Genomic DNA, 19,582 nt, shown 5'->3' with positions numbered 1-19,582 from the left:
AGCATAGCTGCAGTTTTCTGCTTCAGTGCCCTGTTTCGCCCTCGCGTGGCGCGGTATTTGCCTGTTCGAGCGCGTCGTTGCTGCGGCGAATCTTCAGCTCGCTGACCACCACCGCCAGTACGATCAGCAGTGCGCCGAGCAAGGCCACACCGGGCAGCCGCTCGCCGGCGATACGCCCGACAACCCCGGCCCAGACCGGTTCGCCGGCATAGATCAGGGTGGCGCGTGTCGGCGAGACCGACTTCTGCGCCCAGTTCATCGCTACCTGAATGATCGCGCTCATCAGGCCCAGGCCAATCGCGCTGGTCAGCAGCAGCCAGGAAAAGTCAGGGAGTTGCTCCTGGGTCGGCACGATCATCAGGAAGGACAGTGCCGAGGCGGTGGCCAGCTGCACGACCGTGACCCGGCGCACGTCGACCTGGCCGGCATAGCGGCTGATCAGGATGATTTCGCCGGCAATCGCCACGGCGCTGATCACCGTCACCAGCTCGCCCTCGCTGAAATGCAGGCCGGTTGCGTTCGGCCCGGCCAGCAGCATCAGGCCAATGAAGGCCAGGCAGATGCCAATGCTCGGCATCAAGCCGGGCCGGCGGCCGAGCACCAGCCACTGCAGCAGGGGCACGAACGGCACATAGAGGGCGGTGATAAATGCCGACTGGCTGCTGCTGATCGTCTGCAGGCCCATGGTCTGCAGCCCGTAGCCGAGCATGATGGTCACGCCGATCAGCACGCCGGCCTTGAGCTCGGTAAACGTCAGCCCGGGCAGCGCGCGGGCCGAGACCACGCCGACAAACAACGCCGCAGCGGCAAAGCGCAGGCCGACGAAGAACATCGGGCCGCTGACGTTCATCACGTTGTGCACGATGAGAAAAGTCCCGCCCCACAGCATGGTGATGAACACCAGCACCAGTTCGGCCTTGCTCAGGCGAAACGACACGGACGGATTTGGGTTGCTGGGGGCGGCGCGGTTCATGGTCTTGCACACTCGGCGGAGGCGGCGCACAATCGCCGCAAAAATGGGCAGTATACTGCGCAGCAGCCTCAAGTGAGCAATATAGTGCACAAAGATTCCGCACACCGTGCTTCGGTGCTTCAGCACGTCAGCCAGAATGTTCGTCAGCTGCGTCACCTCGCCGGCTTGAGCCAGACCGCCTTGGCCGAGCGTTCAGGTGTCAGCCGGCGGATGCTGGTGGCGATCGAGGCGGGGGAGAAAAACGTCAGCCTGACCACTCTCGACCTGATTGCCGAGGCGTTGGGTGTGGCCTTCAGCACCCTGATCCAGGCGCCGGACAAACGCGACCCCAGCCGTATCGACGAGCTCGCCTGGGCCGGTGAGCACCCCGGCAGCAAGGCCGTGCTGCTTGGCAGCAGTGTGGCCCGACGCGAAGTCGAGCTGTGGGCGTGGACCCTGGCGCCGGGCGAATGCTACGCCAGTGAGGCTGACGCCGAGGGGTGGAGCGAGCAGATCTATGTCGCCGAGGGACGCCTGACCCTGATCATCGAGGATCAGCCGCACAGCCTGGGCGCCGGCGACTTCCATGTCTTCCCCAGTGATTGCCGCTATTGCTACCGCAATGACGGCGACCAGCCGGTGCGCTTCGTGCGCAATGTGGTGATCTAGACCTCAGCGCGGGTAGTTCGCCAGGCACGCTTCGGTGCTCTCGACCTTGGCATAGGCGAACGCCAGCGCGGCCATGAACGCCGCGTGCACCTGCGCGGCGGGTACGGTCAGCCCATTGAACTCCAGCGCCCGGGTGGCGCAGGCGTCATGCGCCACCGTGACCTCATGGCCCAGGTCTGCCGCGGCGCGGGTGACGGCATCGATGCACATGTGGCTCATGCTGCCGACAATGGTCAAGGCCTGCACAGCGTGCTGCTCCAGCAAGGCGGTGAGCTCGGTGTCGCGAAACGAGTTGACCTGGTGCTTGAGGACGATCGGTTCGCCGGCCTGTGGCGCGACCTTGGGGTGAATGGCGGCGCCTGCCGAGCCTGGGGTGAAGAACGGCGCGTCGGCTGCGGCGAACTCATGCCGCACATGCACCACCAGGTCACCGCGTTGGCGTGCTGCGGCCAGCAGGCGCGCGGCGTTGTCTGCGGCGGCATCGGCGCCGTCGAGGGTCCATTTGCCGCCCGGGAAGTAATCGTTCTGGATGTCGATGAGAATCAAAGCCTGCTTGCTCATGCTGCCTCCTGTGGCAGTGGTCGTGGGATGACGATAGTTATAGGCTTGAATGCTCGGCTTGAGGATTGGCGCGATCGACACAATGACGGCAAAAACTGACAACCCTGGCGGCGTGGAAATCGGCGTACTGGTCTACCCCGGTGCGCAAAGCGCGGCGGTGCATGGCTTGACCGACCTGTTCGCGGTGGCCAACAAGGTCGCGGCGGAGCTCGGCGACAACCGCCTGGCGCCGGTGCGCATCAGCCACTGGCAGGTCGACGGCAGTGGCGCGTTGCAGGTCCTCCATGACAGCCTGCCGCAGCCGCAGCATGCCCTGCGCGTGCTGGTCATCCCGCCAAGCCTGGAGGCTGCGCCGTCGGTGCAGCTGCTGGCGCAGCACCGTCACGCACTGTGCGCCTGGCATGCCCAGGGCACGGTGCTCGCCTCGGTGTGCATCGGGGTGTTCTTCATTGCCGCCAGTGGCCTGCTCGATGGGCGTGCCGCGAGCACCCACTGGAATTACGCCCAGGCACTGGCCGAGCGCTTTCCCAAGGTTCGGGTCGACGCCGGCCAGCCGCTGCTGGACGACGGCGACATCGTCACTTCAGCGGGGCTGATGGCCTGGACCGAGCTTGGCCTGCGCCTGCTGGAGCGTTTTCTCGGTGCCACGCTGGCCCGAGAGACCGCCCGCTACCTGGCTGTCGAGCCCGTCACGCGTGCGCTGCCGGGGGCACTGTTCAGCCCTCGGCTGGACCACGGCGACGAGGCCGTGCTCAAGGTTCAGCACTGGCTCCAGAGCAGCGCGCCGCAGGCGGTCAGCCTCCCGGCCATGGCGCTCTGCGCCGGGTTGGAGCAACGCACGTTTCTGCGCAGGTTTCGCGCCGCCACGGGGCTGCGTCCGACCGAGTACTGCCAGCAGGTGCGGGTAGGGCGGGCGTGTCGGTTGCTGGAGTTCACCCGCCGCAGTGTCGATCAGATCGCCTGGGGCGTGGGTTACCAGGACCCCGGCGCGTTCCGCAAGGTGTTCCAGCGCATCACCGGGCAGACGCCCAGCGACTACCGGCGCCGGTTCGCCGTGCTCAGTGAGTAGTCGCTGAGTCCGCTGGGTGTGGCCCGGGTCCGGCTTCGGCCAGGCGATCATGGTGATTGCGCAGCGGGCACTCCTTCAACGACATGCAGCCACAGCCGATGCAGCCATCGAGCTGGTCGCGCAGCTGTGTCAGCGCTTCGATGCGCTGGCTGAGGTCGTCCCGCCAGCCAGCGGACAGCCGCTGCCAGTCCTCGGCGCTGGGGGTGTGGTCCAGCGGCAGGTGGGCCAGGGCCTGGGCGATGTCGGCCAGGGGAATGCCCAGGCGCTGGGCCATCTTGATCACCGCGATCCGGCGCAGCATCGCCCGCGGGTAGCGGCGCTGGTTGCCGGCGTTGCGCGAGCTGCGGATCAAACCCTTGGTTTCATAGAAGTGCAGGGCGGTGACCGCCACCCCACTGCGGCTGGCCAGTTGGCCTACGCTGAGCAGGCGCTCTTCGCGGGTGGGGGGCTTGGGCGGCATGCAAATAGTCCTTGACCTTGAGTTAACTGGAGGTTTTACCCTGCCGGCCATGAATGCTGCAAGCATCCGCTACCAGGAGACGACTCATGGCGGTCAACACCCATGCCCTGTGGTTTACCCAGATGATCGAGTACGAAGTACCGGCTGCCCGCCAGGCGGCGCTGGCCGAGGCGTTGGTCCTGCGCAGCGAGCACCTGGCCTCGCGTTGCGCGGCATTGCTCGGCGTGAGTGTCCAGGCCAGTGACGACGGCAGCCGGGTGCTGCAGTACCTGCAATGGCAATCGCGTCAGGAATGGGCGGCGGCAAGTGCCAGCTTTGGCCAGGAGCCGTTTCTCGACCTGCTCCGCGAGCACCAGGCCCGAGGCGTCAACTTCTCCGCCTACCAGGCCTTGCGCAGCCTGGTGCGCGCCGCCGACGGCGGTTTGCACTGCCAGGTCCCGGAGCCTCAGGCATACCAGGGCGCATAGTGCGGGTAGCGGTCTAGGCGCGCGCCGATGACCATCTCGCCAACCCACGCGGCAAGGATCGCGCTGTAGGCTTTCTGGCTTTCCTCGCTGGACAGCGCGTGGTCGGCGCCATCGACGGTACGGTGGGTCAGCGAGTGGGCGCTGACGAACGCCGAGCGATAGCTCATCAGGGTGCTGTGCGGCACATAGTCGTCCTGCTCTGACTCGACCAGCAGCACGTCACCGGTAAATTCCGCGCAGGCGGCCAGCGCGCGGTTGTCCGCCGGGCTCAGGTTGCGTCGGCGGTAGTCGTTCAGGCGTTGGCGATCGAGGGCCTGCTTGGGGCTGTTCCATTCTTCATCCCAATACAGCGCTGGCACGCGCATGGCCAGCCATTTGACCGGGCGCTGCAGGGTCAGCAGGGTCGCCAGGTAGCCGCCGTAGCTGCTGCCGATGACCGCGACGGCCCCCGGGTCGACCGCGGGGTGGCTGACCAGCCGATCATAGGCCACCAGCAAATCGTCGAGGTTCTGCTCGCGGGTGACGGTGAGGCGCTGGCTTTGGGTCTTCTCATGGCCGCGCAGGTCGAAGGTCATGCACACGCAACCGAGGCCGGTGATCTGCCGGGCGCGCGCCAGGTCGCGCTGCTGGCTACCGCCCCAGCCGTGGACGAAGAGAATGCCTGGCATCTTGCTGCCGGGGCTGACCAGGGTGCCGGCAATGGTTTCCCCCTGAACCTGCAGTTCGATGGTTTCACTCTGAATGGTCATGCTCGCGGATCCGTGCGTATTTGCTGAAGTGTCCGAGTTCACTGTCATTCCCCTGATAGAAGAGTGTGGCGTCAGCGGGCAGCTCGGGCATGCCGAAGACTTCATGGCTCGAGGCATTCACCCGTTGCAGTGCAGGGTCGTCGGCAAAGGCCTGCAGCGCGAGAATTTCGGCGCTGCTGGCGCCACCCAGGCGCCAGGACTGCTCGAGCACGCCGCTGCGTAGATGGTTGTGCGGGTCCAGTCCGCGGGCAATGTCGTAGTTGCGCCGCGAGGCGAAAAACCCCGGGAAGTGCTGTTCGGCGGCGTGTTCGTAAGCCATGGCCTGATTGACCGCCAGGCGCACGGTGTCTTCCAGTGGTAATTGCAGCAGCGCGTGGTAGTCGCCACGTACCACCACCAGGTCAGACCCGCCATACACCTCGGTACCCTGGTGGTCATGGGTCAGGCGCTGGCTGCCGTGGTAGCTGCAGGTCAGGCCGGCCACCCGCACCTGGCCGACGCTGAACGTCTCGACGTCCTCGAGGTTTTCTTCCAGTACCAGGCCCCACAGCGCCAGTGCCTGCTCGTCCATGTCGGCGAGCAGCGGCTCCAGTTGCTCCAGCTGTTCGATGACCTGCTGGCCGCGCCCCGCAGTGGCCTGTACCGGCTTGATCCGCACCGCGCCCTCGGGCAGCAGCAGTTGCGCGGCGCGGCGGGCGTCGTCCTTGCTGAACACGGTGTAGCCCTTGAGCAGGGCGTCGCTGGCTTGCTGGGCGAAGGCGTCGGTCCAGCCCGGTGGGAAACTGCCATTGGCCAGTAGCGGGTGGGAGATCGCCTTGGTCGCCATATAGGGGTGGCTGACCATCCCGCCGAACAGGTCGCGCTCGCCCTGGATGCCGAGCGGCTGGTAGCGCTGGGGCTCGATCAAGGTTTCGGTGGGCACATAATAGTAGTGGTCGGTGGCCACCGGCGGTTGCTCGGGCTGCACATGGGCTATCCCGAGCAGGTGGGCCAGGCGCTCGACCAGTTTGAGGTGGGTGGCGTGTTCATGGTCCGGTGTGTGTTCGCGGGTGTCGAGCAGGACCACGGCGGCATGAGGCTCTCGGGAACGGGGCATGGCTACGCGTCCGCTGGGAGTGTATGGAATGTGAAGCCGCTTGGGCGGCGAAGTTCAGCGCGGTTGATCGGCGGTTGCCGGACGGCGGTCGCTGTTCCATTATCGACCTTTCGACAGTCGAAGATGTGACCGCAGGAGTGCGCATGAACAGTCAGTCCCCGATTCAGCAAAGCGTGCCAGCGCGCCTCGCCAGTGTGCGAGCCGTGATGGCCAGGGAAGGGGTGGACGCCCTGCTGGTGCCCTCCGCGGATCCGCACCTGTCCGAATACCTCCCCGGCCATTGGCAGGGGCGTCAGTGGCTGTCCGGCTTCCACGGCTCGGTCGGTACCCTGGTGGTGACCGCCGATTTCGCCGGCTTGTGGGTAGACAGCCGCTACTGGGAGCAGGCCGACAACGAGTTGGCGGGCAGTGGTATCGCGCTGATGAAGCTGATGCCGGGCCGCCCGGGTGCCTTTGACTGGCTGGGTGACAACGTCAGGGAGGGCGGTACCGTTGCAGTGGATGGCGCAGTGTTGGCCCTCGGCGCTTCCAGGCAACTGACCCAGAGCCTGCAGGCCCGGGGTGTGCAATTGCGCAGTGACACCGACCTGCTCGGCCAGGTCTGGGAGGGGCGGCCGCTACTGCCTGGCAACCCGGTCTACCAGCACCTGCCCCCGCACGCCACGGTCAACCGTGCCGAAAAACTGCAAGCCCTGCGTCAGACCTTGCAGGACAAGGGCGCGGACTGGCATTTCATCGCCACCCTCGACGACATCGCCTGGTTGTTCAATCTGCGCGGCAGTGATGTTTCCTACAACCCGGTGTTCGTCTCCTTTGCCTTGGTTGGCCGGGAGCAGGCCATTCTGTTCGTTGGCCTCGACAAGCTCGATCAGCACCTGCGCCACGTGTTGGCGGCGGACGGTATCGAAGTCCGTGACTACGCCGAGATTGCCCCCGCCCTGGGCGCGATCAGCGCAGGCAGTCGGGTGCTGATCGACCCGGCGCGGGTCACCTGTGGCCTGCTCGGGCACCTCGACCCGCAGGTGTCGCTGCTCGAGGGCATCAACCCGACCACGCTGAGCAAGTCGCGCAAGGGCGAGCCGGAGCTCAAGCATATCCGCCGGGCGATGGAGCAGGATGGCGCTGCGCTGTGTGAGTTCTTTGCCTGGTTCGAGGCGAACCTGGGCGAACAGGTGATCACCGAGCTGAGCGTGGACGAGCAACTGAGCGCGGCGCGCGCGCGTCGGCCTGACTTCGTGTCGCTGAGTTTCTCGACCATCGCCGCCTTCAACGGCAACGGGGCGATGCCGCACTACCGCGCCACCGAGCAGTCCCACGCGGTCATCGAAGGCGATGGCCTGTTGTTGATCGACTCCGGCGGTCAGTACCTGGGCGGCACCACCGATATCACCCGGATGGTGCCGATCGGTAAGCCGACCCTGGCCCAGCGCCAGGACTGCACGCGGGTGCTCAAAGGGATGATCGCACTGTCGCGGGCCAGCTTCCCGCGGGGCATCTTGTCGCCACTGCTGGATGCCATCGCCCGCGCGCCGATCTGGGCCGACCAGGTCGATTACGGTCACGGTACCGGCCATGGCGTCGGCTACTTCATGAATGTGCACGAGGGGCCGCAGGTCATCGCCTACCAGGCGGCAACGACGCCGCAGACCGCCATGCAGGCGGGCATGATCAGCTCGATCGAGCCTGGGACCTACCGCCCGGGTGAGTGGGGGGTGCGCATCGAGAACCTGGTGGTCAACCGCGAAGTGGGCAAGAGCGCATTCGGCGATTTTCTCGCCTTCGAGACCTTGACCCTGTGCCCGATCGATACCCGCTGCCTGCTACCGGCACTGTTGAGCCAGGAGGAGCTGGCTTGGCTGAATGACTACCACGCCCAGGTGCGTGCGCGCTTGGCGCCGCTGCTCAAGGGTGAGGCGCTGGCCTGGCTGGAAACACGCACCGCGCCGCTCTGAGCGGGCGGCGTCAGCAAAAAGGGCGGCCCGAAGGCCGCCCTTTTTTCATGGACGCTTAGAAGCGCCCGTCCAGGCCAATGCGGAATATTTCACTGCGCTCATCGGTGCCCAGCGCCGTCTTGTACGACAGCCCCACGCGCCAGCCGTTGCTCAGGCTGAAGTCCACACCCATGTCCAGGTCGGCGAAGTTGCTCTCCATCGGGGTTGGCGACAGGCGATACAGCACGCCGTCGTTGCCTTGGTCGGTGTAGCGCATGCGGTAGTCGTCGCTGTGGCTGAAGTTGTGACCCCACGCCAAGCCTACGCGCGGCGTCAGCACGCCGACACCGGTAACGATGTCGTAACCGCTGCGTACACCGACGAACGAGGTGAAGGTGCGCTGGCGCTGCTCTTCGTACGACAACCCGTAAATGCCGCCGCCCCGCTCGCTGAACGCGTCGAGCTTGGTCAGGCTGGCGTTGACCCGGGCATAAGGTGCCAGCGACAGGGCGCCATGACGGTACTCGTAGCTGGTGGTCAACGAGGCGAACAACTGATCGGCGTCCCGCGAGCCATGCGCATAAGGGTTCGACGCGTCGGCGCTGACATAGCGGCGCGAGTCGAAACGAATGCGGTTGTAGCCGAGCAGGGCGTCGATGTACACCTCGGACAACGGGTTGACGCTCAGGTAAGCCGCCAGGCCCAGCGCGTCGGCGTCGCTGCGGGTGTCATTGTCGCCAATGTCGGCGCGGTCGTTGCCGTAACCGATACCCACGCCGACCACGGTACGGCTCGACAGGCGATAGTCCACGCCCGCACTCAGGCCGTAGGTGACGAAGCTGTTGTCGTCGGCGCCGCGCGCACGGGTGGAACCGCTGTTGATAAAGCCATCGGTCCAGTAGGCCACGGCTTCTTCACGGCATTCGCCGCTGCTGGCGCGCGCGCTGTCCTTCTCCCGGCGGCGTGCATCGTCGTCGCTGTCGGCGCCTTTGCCGTTGCCTTCGACTTCATCGCGCAGGGCCTTGCCCAGCGCGCCCAGGCTCAGGTTTTCGCGGCCATCCTTGACGCTGGCGTTGAACGAATTGCGGTCACAGGTCGGCTTGTGCAATTGCTCCAGGCGGCGGTTGAAGTTGTCCATCTGGGTGCTGGCAAAGCGATCGGCTGCCCGCGACTGGGCATTGAGCAGACCGATGACTTCCGGGTCTTTGCTCGGGTCCGGGCGGGCCTGCACGGAGAAGGTCACGGTGCCCGTGGCGCTGGCGCTGGCGCTGTGCAGGCTGAAGCGCACCACCGCCGTGCCGGCGAAGGCAGCTGCCGGGACGAAGCGCAGGTTGAAGCCCGACAGGGTGAAGCGTCCGGCCGAAGCCGGGCTTACCGAGAGCATGCTGGCGCGCACGAACGGCCCGCCGCTGGCGCCGCGAGTCAGGTCGACCGAGGCTTGCCCGCCGGCCAGTATGACCTCGTCGGAGGACACCACGGTGACGGGCTGGGCGGCGATGGCCAGGGCGAAGCTGCGGTTGGCGGTCGCGCCATTGGCATCGGTGACGGTGATGGTCAGGTTGCCGCTGGCCGCCTGGGTCGGGGTGCCGCTGATCTCGCCGGTGCTGGCCTCCAGGCTCAAGCCAGTGGGCAGGGTACCGGCTGCAATCGCGTAGCTGTACGGCGCCATGCCGCCTGTGACGCCGACGCTGAAGCGATAGGCGCTGCCAACGGTGCCGGGGTCCAGCGTGCCGGAGGCGGGGCTCAACACCAGGGTCGGCGCGCTGACGGTCAGGCTGACCTGTGCCGGTGCCGAGGTGCCGCCGGGACCGCTGGCGGTATAGGTGAAGCTGTCCGCACCGGAGTAGCCGCTGTTGGGCGTGTAGGTGATGTTGCTGCCGTTGGCCGATGCGCTGCCATGCTGCGGCGCGCTGGCCACGGCCACGCTGGTGACCTGGGCCGTGCCCAGGTTCAAGGTCAGGGCATTGTTGCTGCTGTTGGCCGCAACCGTAGCGGTGACGGCGCCGACCACCGGTGCCTGGGCGGCAATCACCAGGCTGTAGGCGCGCGCGCCGCTGAAGCCGTTGGCGTCAGTGGTGGTGATGGTGAAGTTGAAGGTGCCGGACACCGTTGGCGTACCGCTGAAGACACCGGCAGTCGACAGGTTGATGCCTGTCGGCAGGCTGCCCGAGGTGATGCTGAAGGTGTACGGCGCGGTGCCGCCGCTGGCACTCAGGCTGCCGCTGTAGGCGCTGCCCTGGGTGGCGTTGGACAGGCTGGGCGTGCCGATCACCACGCTCGGTGCGGTCACGGTGACGTTGACCACCGCCACGTTCGAGGTACCGCCCGGGCCGGTGGCCTGGTAGGAGAAGCTGTCGCTGCCGGCAAAACCCGCGCTCGGCGTGTAGGTGATGCTGGTACCGCTGGCGCTGGCGCTGCCATTACTGGCATTGGCCACCACACTGACGCTGGTCACCGGGCCGCCGCTGAGGGCCAGCGTGACCGGGTTGGCGCTGCTGCCGCCGACAACGCTGAGGCTGCTGCCGGTGGCGACAGGTGCCGCCTGGGCCACCACCAGCGTATAGCTGTGCGTGCCAGTGAAGCCATTGGCATCGGTGGCGGTGACGGTGAAGCTGAAGTTGCCGGCAGCGCTTGGCGTACCGCTCAGGGTGCCGCTGGTCGACAGGTTCAGGCCGGTCGGCGCGGTGCCGGCGGTGATGGCGTAGGTGTAAGGCGCGGTACCGCCACTGGCAGTGATGCTGTCGCTGTAGGCCGCATTGACCACCGGGGCGTTCAGCACCGTCGGTGCAACGGTCACGGTGGGCGCCGTGATCACCAGCAGATACGGCTGCGCCACGCTGAAGCCGCCCGCATCGGTGGCGGTTACGGTGAAGCCGAAGCTGCCGCTGGCGGTCGGCGTGCCGCTCAGGGTGCCGGACGCTGACAGGCTCAGGTTGCCCGGCAGGGTGCCACTGGTCACCGCATAAGTGTAGGGCGCGCTGCCGCCACTGCTGCTGAAGCTTTGGCTGTAGGCCGTGCCTGCGATGCCGTTGCCGAGTGTCGAGGGGGTCATCGTCAGGGTCGGTGCGGCGATGGTGAAGGTGTAGGCCTGTGTGCCGCTGAAACCGTTGGCATCGGTGGCAGTGATGGTGAAGTTGAACGGGCCGGCAGCGCTTGGCGTGCCGCTCACCGTACCGTCGGCCGAAAGGCTCAGGCCGGTCGGCAGGCTGCCGGCCGTGAGGGTGTAGGTATAAGGCCCCACACCGCCGCTGGCACTGACGCTGTCGCTGTACGCCGTGTTGATCAGCGCAATGCTCAGCGAGCCTGCGGGCAGGCTCACGGTCGGTGCGTCGATGACCAGTGTGTACGCCTGCGCCGCGGTGAAACCGCCCGCATCGGTGGACGTGACGGTGAAGGTGTAGCTGCCGCTGGCGGTGGGTGTACCGCTCAGGGTGCCGGACGTTGACAGGTTCAGGGTGCCGGGCAGGCTGCCGCTGGTTACCAAGTAGGTATAAGGCGCAGTGCCGCCGCCGCTGCTGAAACTCTGGCTGTAGGCGGTGCCTGCGGTGCCGTTGCCCAGCGTTGCTGGCGTGATGCCCAGGGTCGGGGCGCTGATGCTCAGGCTATAGGCTCGCGAACCGCTGAAACCGTTGGCGTCGGTGGCGGTAACGGTGATGTTGAACGCGCCGGCAACGGTCGCTGTGCCGCTCACGACGCCGCTGGCCGAAAGGCTCAGGCCGGCGGGCAGGCTGCCGGCGGTGACGGCGTAGCTGTAAGTCGGTGTACCGCCACTGGCACTGATGCTGTCGCTGTAAGGCATGTTGATCAGCGGGGTGCTCAAGGCCGTGGGCGAGACGTCAATCGTGGGCGCGTCAATGACCAGGGTGTAGCTCTGCGTCGTGTTGAAACCGCCGGGATCGGTGGACCGCACGTCGAAGGTGAAGCTGCCGCTGGCGGTCGGGGTGCCGCTGAGCGTGCCGGACGTCGACAGGTTCATCCCGGCGGGCAGGCTACCTGCGTTTATCGTGTAGAGATAGGACGGACTGCCGCCGCTGGTGCTGAAACTCTGGCTGTAGGCCGTGCCCGCCGTGCCGTTGACCAGGGTTGCAGGCGTGATCGACAGGGATGGCGCGGCGATGTTGATGGTGTAGCTGCGCGCACCGTCGAAACCGTTGGCATCGGTGGCGGTGACAGTGAACGTGAAGCTGCCCGCGACTGTCGGGGTGCCGTTCATGACGTCGGAGCCCGTCGACAGGCTCAGGCCGGTCGGCAGGCTGCCGCTGGTGATGGCATAGGTGTAAGGCGTGGTGCCGCCGCTTGCGCTGAAGGTCTGGCTGTACGCGGTGTAGATCTGCGGGTTGCTCAGCGTGGTCGGGGCCACGTTCACACTTGGCGCCGTGAGGGTCATCGTGAAGCTTTGCGAGTCGGTGTTGCTGTTGGCATCGGTGACGGTGGCGGTAAATGTGAACGTACCGGCAGCGATCGGCGTACCGCTCAGGTCGCCGCCGGACGACAGGCTCAGGCCGGGCGGCAGTGTGCCGCCGGTGAGGCTGTAAGCGTAGGGTGCGCTACCACCGCTGGCGACAATACTGTCGCTGTAGGCCGTACCGATGGTCGGGGTGCTCAGTGTGGTCGTGGTAATGGCCAGTGGGGCTGGGGCAATGACCATCGCATAGACGCGTGTGGCAGCGAAGCCGTTGGCGTCGGTGGCCCTGATGGCGAAGATGAACGTACCGGACGCCGTTGGCGTGCCGCTCAGGTTACCGCTGGATGAAAGGCTTAGTCCGCTCGGCAGGTTGCCGCTAGCGAGGACGTAGGTGTACGACGCCATGCTGCCGCTGGCCGTGATGGTGGCACTGTAGGCCGTGCCTGCGGTGCCATTGCTCAAGGTTGTTGGTGCAATCCCGATGGTGGGCGCGGCAACTATGAGGTTGTAGGTGCGTGAGCCGGTAGCGCCGTGGGTATCGGTGGCGGTAACGACGAAAGTGAAGTTGCCGTTATTGGTCGGCGTGCCGCTCAGGGTGTTGCCCGTCAGCGTCAAGCCGTTGGGCAGCGGGCTGATGGTGCTGAACGTGTAGGGCGCTGTACCGGTGCTGGCGGTCAGGCTGAGGGTGTAGGGGGTGCCTGCGATGGCGTTCGGTATCGTGGTCGGGCTAACCACCAGTGTTGGCTGGCTGACGGTCACGGTGACGGTCGCGGGCGCCGAGGTGCCGCTGCTGTTGGTGGCGGTGTAGGTGAAACTGTCCGAGCCCGAGTAGCCGGCAGTGGGCGTGTAGGTGATGCTCATGCCGGTGACCGATACGGTGCCATTGCTGGCCGGGCCCGCTGCCAGACTGGTTGCGGCGCCGCCGCTGAGGACCAGGGTGACTGGGGTGGCGCTGCTATTGGCGTCCACCGTCACCGATACGGGATTGGCGATCGGGGGGGCTATATAGGTAAAGCTAGTGGGTGCGGTGGCTGATACGCCGCCTTTGCTGACCACCACACTGGCTGCGCCCGCCGTTCCGGCAGGTGTGACTGCGGTGATCTGGGTGTCACTGTTCACGGTGAAGCTCGCCGCCGACGTACTGCCGAAGCGAACGGCGTCGGCGCCGGAAAAGCCGCTGCCGGTCAAGACAACGTTGGTTCCGCCAGCGGTCGAGCCACTGCTTGGCGTGACGCCGGTGATGCTCATCGCGCCGCCTGCCGGGTGAACGGTCAGGGTGTACACAGCAGCGGTGGCGGCTATGTCGGGATCTGATTCATCGAACAGCGAGATAACGACGGTATAGGTGCCAGGGGACTGTGGCGTGCCGCGTATGGTTGTGGACGCTTGTCCAGGATTCATATCAACGGACAGCGCAGCCGGCAGGCATCCATCCAAGGAACCGTCGAGCCAATTGCAGTCGTACCAGTCTTTGTAGGGGTGCGCGCCGCCCGAGGCGCTTATGGTCTGGCTATAACTCTGCCCAACCGTGGCGTCTGGCAATACAGAGCCGCTCGCCGGGCTGAGGATGGGCGCCGCAAAGGCCTGCGCGGTCATCAGCCACAGCAGGCCGAACAGGGTAAAAAAGCGGGTCAGCCAGTGACCGAGGGGCGTGCGCGACATGTTCATTGAGCTTCCTGCAAGTTACCGCTCCGCGGTCTTGGGCTGATCGGCTGTTGTTCAACGGGTTTCTGACGTCGACGCGGTGGGTTAGCTGTCGGCGCTGGCGCTGTGCGGGTCGGGCGGGTGTTGCATCTTCAGGTAGAAACCCTGTTCGCCCGTGCTTCTGAAACCCAGGCGCTGGTAGAGCCGTTGCGCCGGGCTGAATGCTTCTACGTGCAACGTGCAGGGCAGGTCGCCGGCCTCGCGCAGCATCGCCTGGATCAGCGCTGTGCCGATGCCTTGACCTTGCCAGGCGGGCAGCAGGGCGATGTCGACCAGGTGCAGTGCCTCTGCCCCATGCTGTATGCACAGCCTGCCGATCGGCGCCTGTTGCTGCTCGATGAGCAGAAAGGCGGCGCTGGGAAAATGTTCGGCGTAGTGACGCTGTTGCAGTTCGGCCTGACTGTGCAGGAACGCCAGGCGCTGCGCATCGCCCCAGCCGGGCGCGGCGCAGGCCTCGGCCCAGCGACGGCTGACGAACAGAGCGCGCAGGAACGGCCAGTCCGCCTCGGTCTGCGGGCGCAGACCGAGGTGGCGGGTTCCAGGCATGTACGACAGTAAACTGTCGATCAGGTCGCAAACATTCATGGTTTGTTTGGATAGTTACCGTTAATGCAAATGCAGTAGGTCAGGGCAAGCCGTGGCTGTACGGTGGAGCGCGATGCTGGCTGGGGGTTTACGCTTCCGGTGTTGCCGATGGTGCTGGGTGCCAGGGTCATGCCTTGGGTTACGGCCGGGTTGTAGTTGGCCAGCGTGCGCGGTTGTGACAGAAACACGTTGTTGTCCGGGGCATTGAGTGCCGTCGACCCGCTGCCGGTGCTGCGTGCATTGATGATGTGGCTGTGCGGCGCAAGATTGAGCGGTGAGAGCATCACGCTGTCGCTGCCCACGGCTTGAGCGAGCGGGCGTGGCGTCAACCCTGGCCCGGCACCGGCGCCGATGGCGATTTTATTGCTCAGGTTGGGCAGCATGAAGCTGGCAGTGCCGTCACCGCCGTATTTGTTGCCGATGATGCTGAACAGCGCCGGGTATTGCTTGACCGACAGCGTCTGCCCCCAGCATGGGAGCCAGTCGCTTGGAAAGAAACCGTAAGGAAAAATACTGATTTCACCGACAAATGAGTCCATGGTGTGTTCTTCCGACAGAGGCTGTTAGGGCTGTGATGGGTAATTACCGTTCAGGCAGATGATGTAATTGATCGCCACTGACGCCATCATGTTGGCGTGAGGCTGCGGCCCATCGAATCCTGTGCTGCTCACCGCGGCAGTGCTGAGTGTCATGGGCGCCGCTGTTTCGGTCGAGGTGCTGTACAGTCCTACCGCGGGAGTCGCTCCGGTGAACACGCCGAACGTTCTTTTGTTGCTGCCGTCACTGGGTTCGGTGTCGGTCGCCACGTCGGAGCTGACCGAAAAGGAGTGGCTGTGCGCCGGCGTGTTTTGGGCGGTGAGCGTCGTGGTCTCTGTGCCGAATGCCTGTGTGATGGTACGCGGGGTCAGGCCGGCGCCAGTGCCCTGGCCGACCACGGCACGGCCGCGCAGGTCCGGCAGGCCAAACGTGCCGGTGGTGCTATTGCCGCCGTAGGAGTTGCCCAGCAGCGAGTACAACGCTTGGTATTCATTGATCGAAAGCGTCGATCCGTCACACAGCGCCCACCCCACGGGCGCGAAGTCGCCAGCAAAAAGACGGATTTCCCCTACGTACGGATCCATATCAGGCCCCCTTGATGATAGTTTTTAGTGATCACGGACGTGTTGGATAATAGCCATTCACCAAGATGCAGTAGTTCAGCACCAGTGAGGGCTGCATGTTGGCAACCGGTGCACCGGGTGTCGGGGCCACGGTCGCACCGTTGATCACTACCGCCTTGTCGGCCTGTGCCGTGACATAGATATTGCCGGCCACCTGCTGCCCCGCGGCGCGCCGAGAAATGGCTGGCACGCCTCCCTGAGGGACCGTGTTGTTTGACGGCGCCGTGCTGACGTTTACCGCGTGGCTGTGCTGAGGCAGGATCGATAGGGGTATCGCTGCCGTCTCGCTGCCGCTCTGGGCACCCGGTTTCAGGGGGAAGGCTTCTACCTGAGGGTTGCCTTGGCAGGCGGCGACGCGACCGCGCAGGTCCGGGAGGGCGAATGTTGTTTTCCCATCGCCGCCATACACAGTGCCAATCAGGCTAAAAAGCGCCGGATTGCGAGCAATCTGCAACACACTTCCATTACAGGGCAACCAGCCTTCAGGTGCCCAGGCAAACGGAAAGAGGCGAATCTCGCCTAGATAGCCATTCATCTTGGTAAACCTCCATTGATACGAACTGCAGACACCCGCAAGGACCCACCCTGGCACCAGAGTGAGCAACGAGTAAGACGTTTGGGCTAAGAGGCAGTGACCCTGAGGTCAGCCGTTACACAGCATCCGTGTGCGCGTTTGCATGAGCGTCCCCTTCCTTGGGCTCTGTAGGTGATGGTTAATTGCGGTGGGGCCGATTGAAGGCAGCAACTAACCAGAGATGGCCAAATGCTAGCCTGAGCGGGTGCCTAATTGCCACCACTGCGGATGGGGTTATTCAAAGAATATTCAAACGAGTGTTTGATTGTCGTTTGTGTGGCTTTTTTGGCGCCGTAGTTCTGTTCTTTTCGGGGGTGTGGGCCAGCTCCAATGACGGAGCGAGACGCATAAAAAATCCGATGCCCGTACAGGCATCGGATTTTGATTGCTTGCGCCCAAGCGTCAAGCGAGAAGGCTTGACTGATCAGCCTTAGCCCGTGGGCGGCTTTTTTGTATCGCGGCTATTTGCAGATGACGATCATGCTGCGGCTGGTGTAGCCGGCCGGGTTGATGCCGAATAGATAGTCGCCGGGCTCTTCGTCGGCATCACCGGAGCGGGCGACGACTTTGAAGCCTCGGCTGCCGCAGGAACTGGCGGCCTTGTCGGTGCACTTCTCCCAGGAAGAGGAGAGGCCGGAGCAATTGATGTGCAGACCCTTTTTCCCCCGCTTGACTTCGGTTTTCGCGGTAGCGGCACACCCAGCGATTGCCAGGATGGCCAGGATGAGAAAAATACGTTTCATTCCTGTCCTTAAATGAGGGAGCGACCACATGCCTGCCCCCCGTCGTCATCGCTTTGATTTCTTCCTGAAATGTCTCTGGCTTCCGTGATCGGCACAGTAGATAGCGTAAAGATTATGATTTTGTGACAGCTTAATCAGCCAGGCGGGTAGGTACAACCGCTAAAAGCCGTCTCAAATGAAAATATTTCTCATATCAGTCGGCCGCCAACGGTGGGGCGGTCTCCTTGCGCATGGACAGCGTGGCGCCCACCGAGGCCGTGATGATGGCGCCGATCGCCAGCCATTGGCCCATGCTCAACCGCTCACCGAGAAACAGCAGCCCTGACAATGCGCCGAACGCCGGCTCGATGCTCATCAAGGTGCCGAAGGTGCGTGCGGGCATGCGCGTCAGGGCGATCATCTCGAGGCTGTAGGGCAGGGCGGTCGAGAGCACGGCAACGCCCAGCGCGAGAGGGATCAGGGCCGGGTTGAGCAGCGCACTGCCTGCATGCACGATGCCGATGGGGGCGATAAACAAGGCGGCGACCATCACCCCGAGGGCGGCGCTCTGTATCCCGTGCTCGGCCCCGGCCTTCTGTCCATAAAGGATATACAGCGCCCAGCAGACCCCGGCACCCAGTGCATAGCCCGCGCCGACCAGGTCGATGGCGCTGCCGGTCTGGCCGATCGGAATCAGCAGCAACAGCCCGGCGATCGCCAGGGCGATCCAGACGAAGTCGATGGCCCGTCGCGAGGCCAGGATCGCCACAGCCAAGGGGCCGGTGAATTCGAGCGCGACTGCGACACCCAGCGGGACACTGCGCAGTGACATATAGAAGAGGAAGTTCATCCCGCCCAGCGCCATGCCGTAGATGATCACGCTGCGCCAGGTGCTGCTGTTCATCCGCGCACGCCATGGCCGCAGCACCAGCAACATGATGATGCTGGCGAACACCAGCCGTAGCGTGGTGGTGCCTTGCGCGCCGACCAGGGGGAACATGCTCTTGGCCACCGAGGCGCCAGACTGGATCGAGGCCATGGCAATCATCAGCAGGCCGATGGGGAACAAGGTGGTGGCCAGGCTGCGCGGCGGTGTGCTCATGGGCGGGGCGATCCTTAGAGGGGGTGATGCGGTTGAGCACTATAGTGCGCAATGAGGGTGGGGTACCGCAAGCAGGCGGCCTTTATTCACTGATATGCACGGTTATTGAAATTAACGGTTGACGCCCTCTCAGATCCCCTTATAATGCGCCCCACTTCCAGCGTAGTTGGAACGGAAAACTCCTTGAGTTTCAATGAGTTAGAAGTTTCAGGCAGTATGGAAGTGCTTCGATCGTCTGATCGGCAGCGGTGAAAAAGGCAGTTGACAACAGCGTGTAACGCTGTAGAATTCGCCTCCCGCTACGAGAGATCGCAGCGAGCCAAGTGTTTGAAGTTGAACGAGATTCTCGCAGAAAACTTCAAAATAAACGCTTGACAGGCTCTGAGGAAAGCGTAGAATGCGCGCCTCGGTTGAGACGAAAAGTAACCAACCGCTCTTTAACAAATTGAATCAAGCAATTCGTGTGGGTGCTTGTGAGTATGGTTTGATAGTCGCCAAGATTATCAGCATCACAAGTGGCCACATGAGAAATCATAGTAGTCATTTGAGATTGCTGAGCCAAGTTTAGGGTTTCTTAAAAACCCAAGCAGTATTGAACTGAAGAGTTTGATCATGGCTCAGATTGAACGCTGGCGGCAGGCCTAACACATGCAAGTCGAGCGGATGAGAAGAGCTTGCTCTTCGATTCAGCGGCGGACGGGTGAGTAATGCCTAGGAATCTGCCTGGTAGTGGGGGACAACGTTTCGAAAGGAACGCTAATACCGCATACGTCCTACGGGAGAAAGCAGGGGACCTTCGGGCCTTGCGCTATCAGATGAGCCTAGGTCGGATTAGCTAGTTGGTGAGGTAATGGCTCACCAAGGCGACGATCCGTAACTGGTCTGAGAGGATGATCAGTCACACTGGAACTGAGACACGGTCCAGACTCCTACGGGAGGCAGCAGTGGGGAATATTGGACAATGGGCGAAAGCCTGATCCAGCCATGCCGCGTGTGTGAAGAAGGTCTTCGGATTGTAAAGCACTTTAAGTTGGGAGGAAGGGCAGTTGGTTAATACCTTGCTGCTTTGACGTTACCGACAGAATAAGCACCGGCTAACTCTGTGCCAGCAGCCGCGGTAATACAGAGGGTGCAAGCGTTAATCGGAATTACTGGGCGTAAAGCGCGCGTAGGTGGTTTGTTAAGTTGGATGTGAAAGCCCCGGGCTCAACCTGGGAACTGCATCCAAAACTGGCAAGCTAGAGTACAGTAGAGGGTGGGGGAATTTCCTGGGTAGGGGGGAAATGCGTAGATATAGGAAGGAACACCCGGGGCGAAGGCGGACCCCTGGAACGGTAACGCAACTGAGGGTCGGAAGCGGGGGGAAGAAACAGGGT

General features: G+C 64.0%; 16 protein-coding genes and 1 rRNA gene. 5 read left to right on the top strand and 12 right to left on the bottom strand.

Features of this window, described 5'->3' with window-relative positions; genetic code table 11:
• Positions 1 to 22 precede the first annotated feature (22 nt).
• On the bottom strand, positions 23 to 973 hold the full coding sequence (locus CCOS865_RS16680; RefSeq protein WP_119142784.1) for a DMT family transporter: 951 nt from the start codon (positions 971 to 973) through the stop codon (positions 23 to 25).
• An 84-nt stretch (positions 974 to 1,057) separates the two neighbouring features.
• On the opposite strand from CCOS865_RS16680, the gene CCOS865_RS16675 reads away from it, so the two are divergent.
• Entirely contained in the window at positions 1,058 to 1,621 is a 564-nt protein-coding gene (locus CCOS865_RS16675; RefSeq protein ID WP_119142782.1) for a helix-turn-helix domain-containing protein, read from the top strand.
• A gap of 3 nt (positions 1,622 to 1,624) precedes the next feature.
• Here CCOS865_RS16675 and CCOS865_RS16670 read toward each other — a convergent pair whose 3' ends face one another.
• Complete coding sequence (locus CCOS865_RS16670) at positions 1,625 to 2,182, bottom strand: cysteine hydrolase family protein (protein ID WP_119142781.1); 558 nt, start codon at positions 2,180 to 2,182, stop codon at positions 1,625 to 1,627.
• An 82-nt stretch (positions 2,183 to 2,264) separates the two neighbouring features.
• Between CCOS865_RS16670 and CCOS865_RS16665 the strand changes: the two genes are divergently transcribed.
• The gene (locus CCOS865_RS16665; protein ID WP_119142779.1) at positions 2,265 to 3,251 is read left to right on the top strand and encodes a GlxA family transcriptional regulator; all 987 of its coding nucleotides are present in this window, start codon (positions 2,265 to 2,267) and stop codon (positions 3,249 to 3,251) included.
• Here CCOS865_RS16665 and soxR read toward each other — a convergent pair.
• Positions 3,241 to 3,711, bottom strand: a complete 471-nt coding sequence (gene soxR, locus CCOS865_RS16660) for a redox-sensitive transcriptional activator SoxR (RefSeq protein WP_119142777.1) — start codon at positions 3,709 to 3,711, stop codon at positions 3,241 to 3,243. The genes CCOS865_RS16665 and soxR overlap by 11 nt on opposite strands.
• 86 nt (positions 3,712 to 3,797) lie before the next feature.
• Here soxR and CCOS865_RS16655 point away from each other — a divergent pair, with 86 nt between their 5' ends.
• Positions 3,798 to 4,178 carry an antibiotic biosynthesis monooxygenase gene (locus CCOS865_RS16655; protein WP_119142775.1) on the top strand — a complete coding sequence of 127 codons (381 nt, stop codon included), beginning with the start codon at positions 3,798 to 3,800 and terminating at the stop codon, positions 4,176 to 4,178.
• Here the strand turns inward: CCOS865_RS16655 and CCOS865_RS16650 are convergent.
• Both CCOS865_RS16650 and CCOS865_RS16645 read right to left on the bottom strand, forming a co-directional pair.
• Positions 4,157 to 4,927 (bottom strand): alpha/beta hydrolase family protein, encoded by a 771-nt coding sequence (locus CCOS865_RS16650; RefSeq protein ID WP_119142773.1) that lies wholly within the window; start codon positions 4,925 to 4,927, stop codon positions 4,157 to 4,159. The genes CCOS865_RS16655 and CCOS865_RS16650 overlap by 22 nt on opposite strands.
• Entirely contained in the window at positions 4,911 to 6,023 is a 1,113-nt protein-coding gene (locus CCOS865_RS16645) for a DUF3182 family protein (protein ID WP_119142771.1), read from the bottom strand. The genes CCOS865_RS16650 and CCOS865_RS16645 overlap by 17 nt, the downstream gene beginning before the upstream one ends.
• A gap of 143 nt (positions 6,024 to 6,166) precedes the next feature.
• Here CCOS865_RS16645 and CCOS865_RS16640 point away from each other — a divergent pair, with 143 nt between their 5' ends.
• Positions 6,167 to 7,975, top strand: a complete 1,809-nt coding sequence (locus CCOS865_RS16640; RefSeq protein WP_119142769.1) for an aminopeptidase P family protein — start codon at positions 6,167 to 6,169, stop codon at positions 7,973 to 7,975.
• A 55-nt stretch (positions 7,976 to 8,030) separates the two neighbouring features.
• Here CCOS865_RS16640 and CCOS865_RS16635 read toward each other — a convergent pair whose 3' ends face one another.
• The 7 genes from CCOS865_RS16635 to rhtA form a co-directional block, all read right to left on the bottom strand.
• Positions 8,031 to 14,027: a putative Ig domain-containing protein gene (locus CCOS865_RS16635; RefSeq protein ID WP_119142767.1), complete on the bottom strand. Its 5,997-nt coding sequence runs from the start codon at positions 14,025 to 14,027 to the stop codon at positions 8,031 to 8,033.
• A gap of 81 nt (positions 14,028 to 14,108) precedes the next feature.
• Positions 14,109 to 14,648, bottom strand: coding sequence for a GNAT family N-acetyltransferase (locus tag CCOS865_RS16630; protein ID WP_167469072.1), 540 nt, complete (start codon positions 14,646 to 14,648; stop codon positions 14,109 to 14,111).
• The gene (locus CCOS865_RS16625; protein WP_119142765.1) at positions 14,645 to 15,187 is read right to left on the bottom strand and encodes a phage tail protein; all 543 of its coding nucleotides are present in this window, start codon (positions 15,185 to 15,187) and stop codon (positions 14,645 to 14,647) included. The genes CCOS865_RS16630 and CCOS865_RS16625 overlap by 4 nt, the downstream gene beginning before the upstream one ends.
• A 24-nt stretch (positions 15,188 to 15,211) precedes the next feature.
• Complete coding sequence (locus tag CCOS865_RS16620) at positions 15,212 to 15,769, bottom strand: phage tail protein (RefSeq protein WP_119142762.1); 558 nt, start codon at positions 15,767 to 15,769, stop codon at positions 15,212 to 15,214.
• Between the two features lie 31 nt (positions 15,770 to 15,800).
• Positions 15,801 to 16,343: a phage tail protein gene (locus tag CCOS865_RS16615; protein ID WP_119142760.1), complete on the bottom strand. Its 543-nt coding sequence runs from the start codon at positions 16,341 to 16,343 to the stop codon at positions 15,801 to 15,803.
• Positions 16,344 to 16,843: 500 nt separating this feature from the next.
• The gene (locus CCOS865_RS16610; RefSeq protein WP_119142758.1) at positions 16,844 to 17,125 is read right to left on the bottom strand and encodes a hypothetical protein; all 282 of its coding nucleotides are present in this window, start codon (positions 17,123 to 17,125) and stop codon (positions 16,844 to 16,846) included.
• A gap of 193 nt (positions 17,126 to 17,318) precedes the next feature.
• Complete coding sequence (gene rhtA / locus CCOS865_RS16605) at positions 17,319 to 18,206, bottom strand: threonine/homoserine exporter RhtA (protein WP_119142756.1); 888 nt, start codon at positions 18,204 to 18,206, stop codon at positions 17,319 to 17,321.
• 594 nt (positions 18,207 to 18,800) lie between these two features.
• On the opposite strand from rhtA, the gene CCOS865_RS28320 reads away from it, so the two are divergent.
• Positions 18,801 to 19,582 (top strand): 16S ribosomal RNA (locus tag CCOS865_RS28320); the annotation flags it as partial.

The organism is Pseudomonas reidholzensis, from assembly GCF_900536025.1.
Classification (GTDB): domain Bacteria; phylum Pseudomonadota; class Gammaproteobacteria; order Pseudomonadales; family Pseudomonadaceae; genus Aquipseudomonas; species Aquipseudomonas reidholzensis.
Note: the sequence above shows the minus strand (reverse complement) of the source record. Positions and strands in the feature narration are given on the sequence as shown.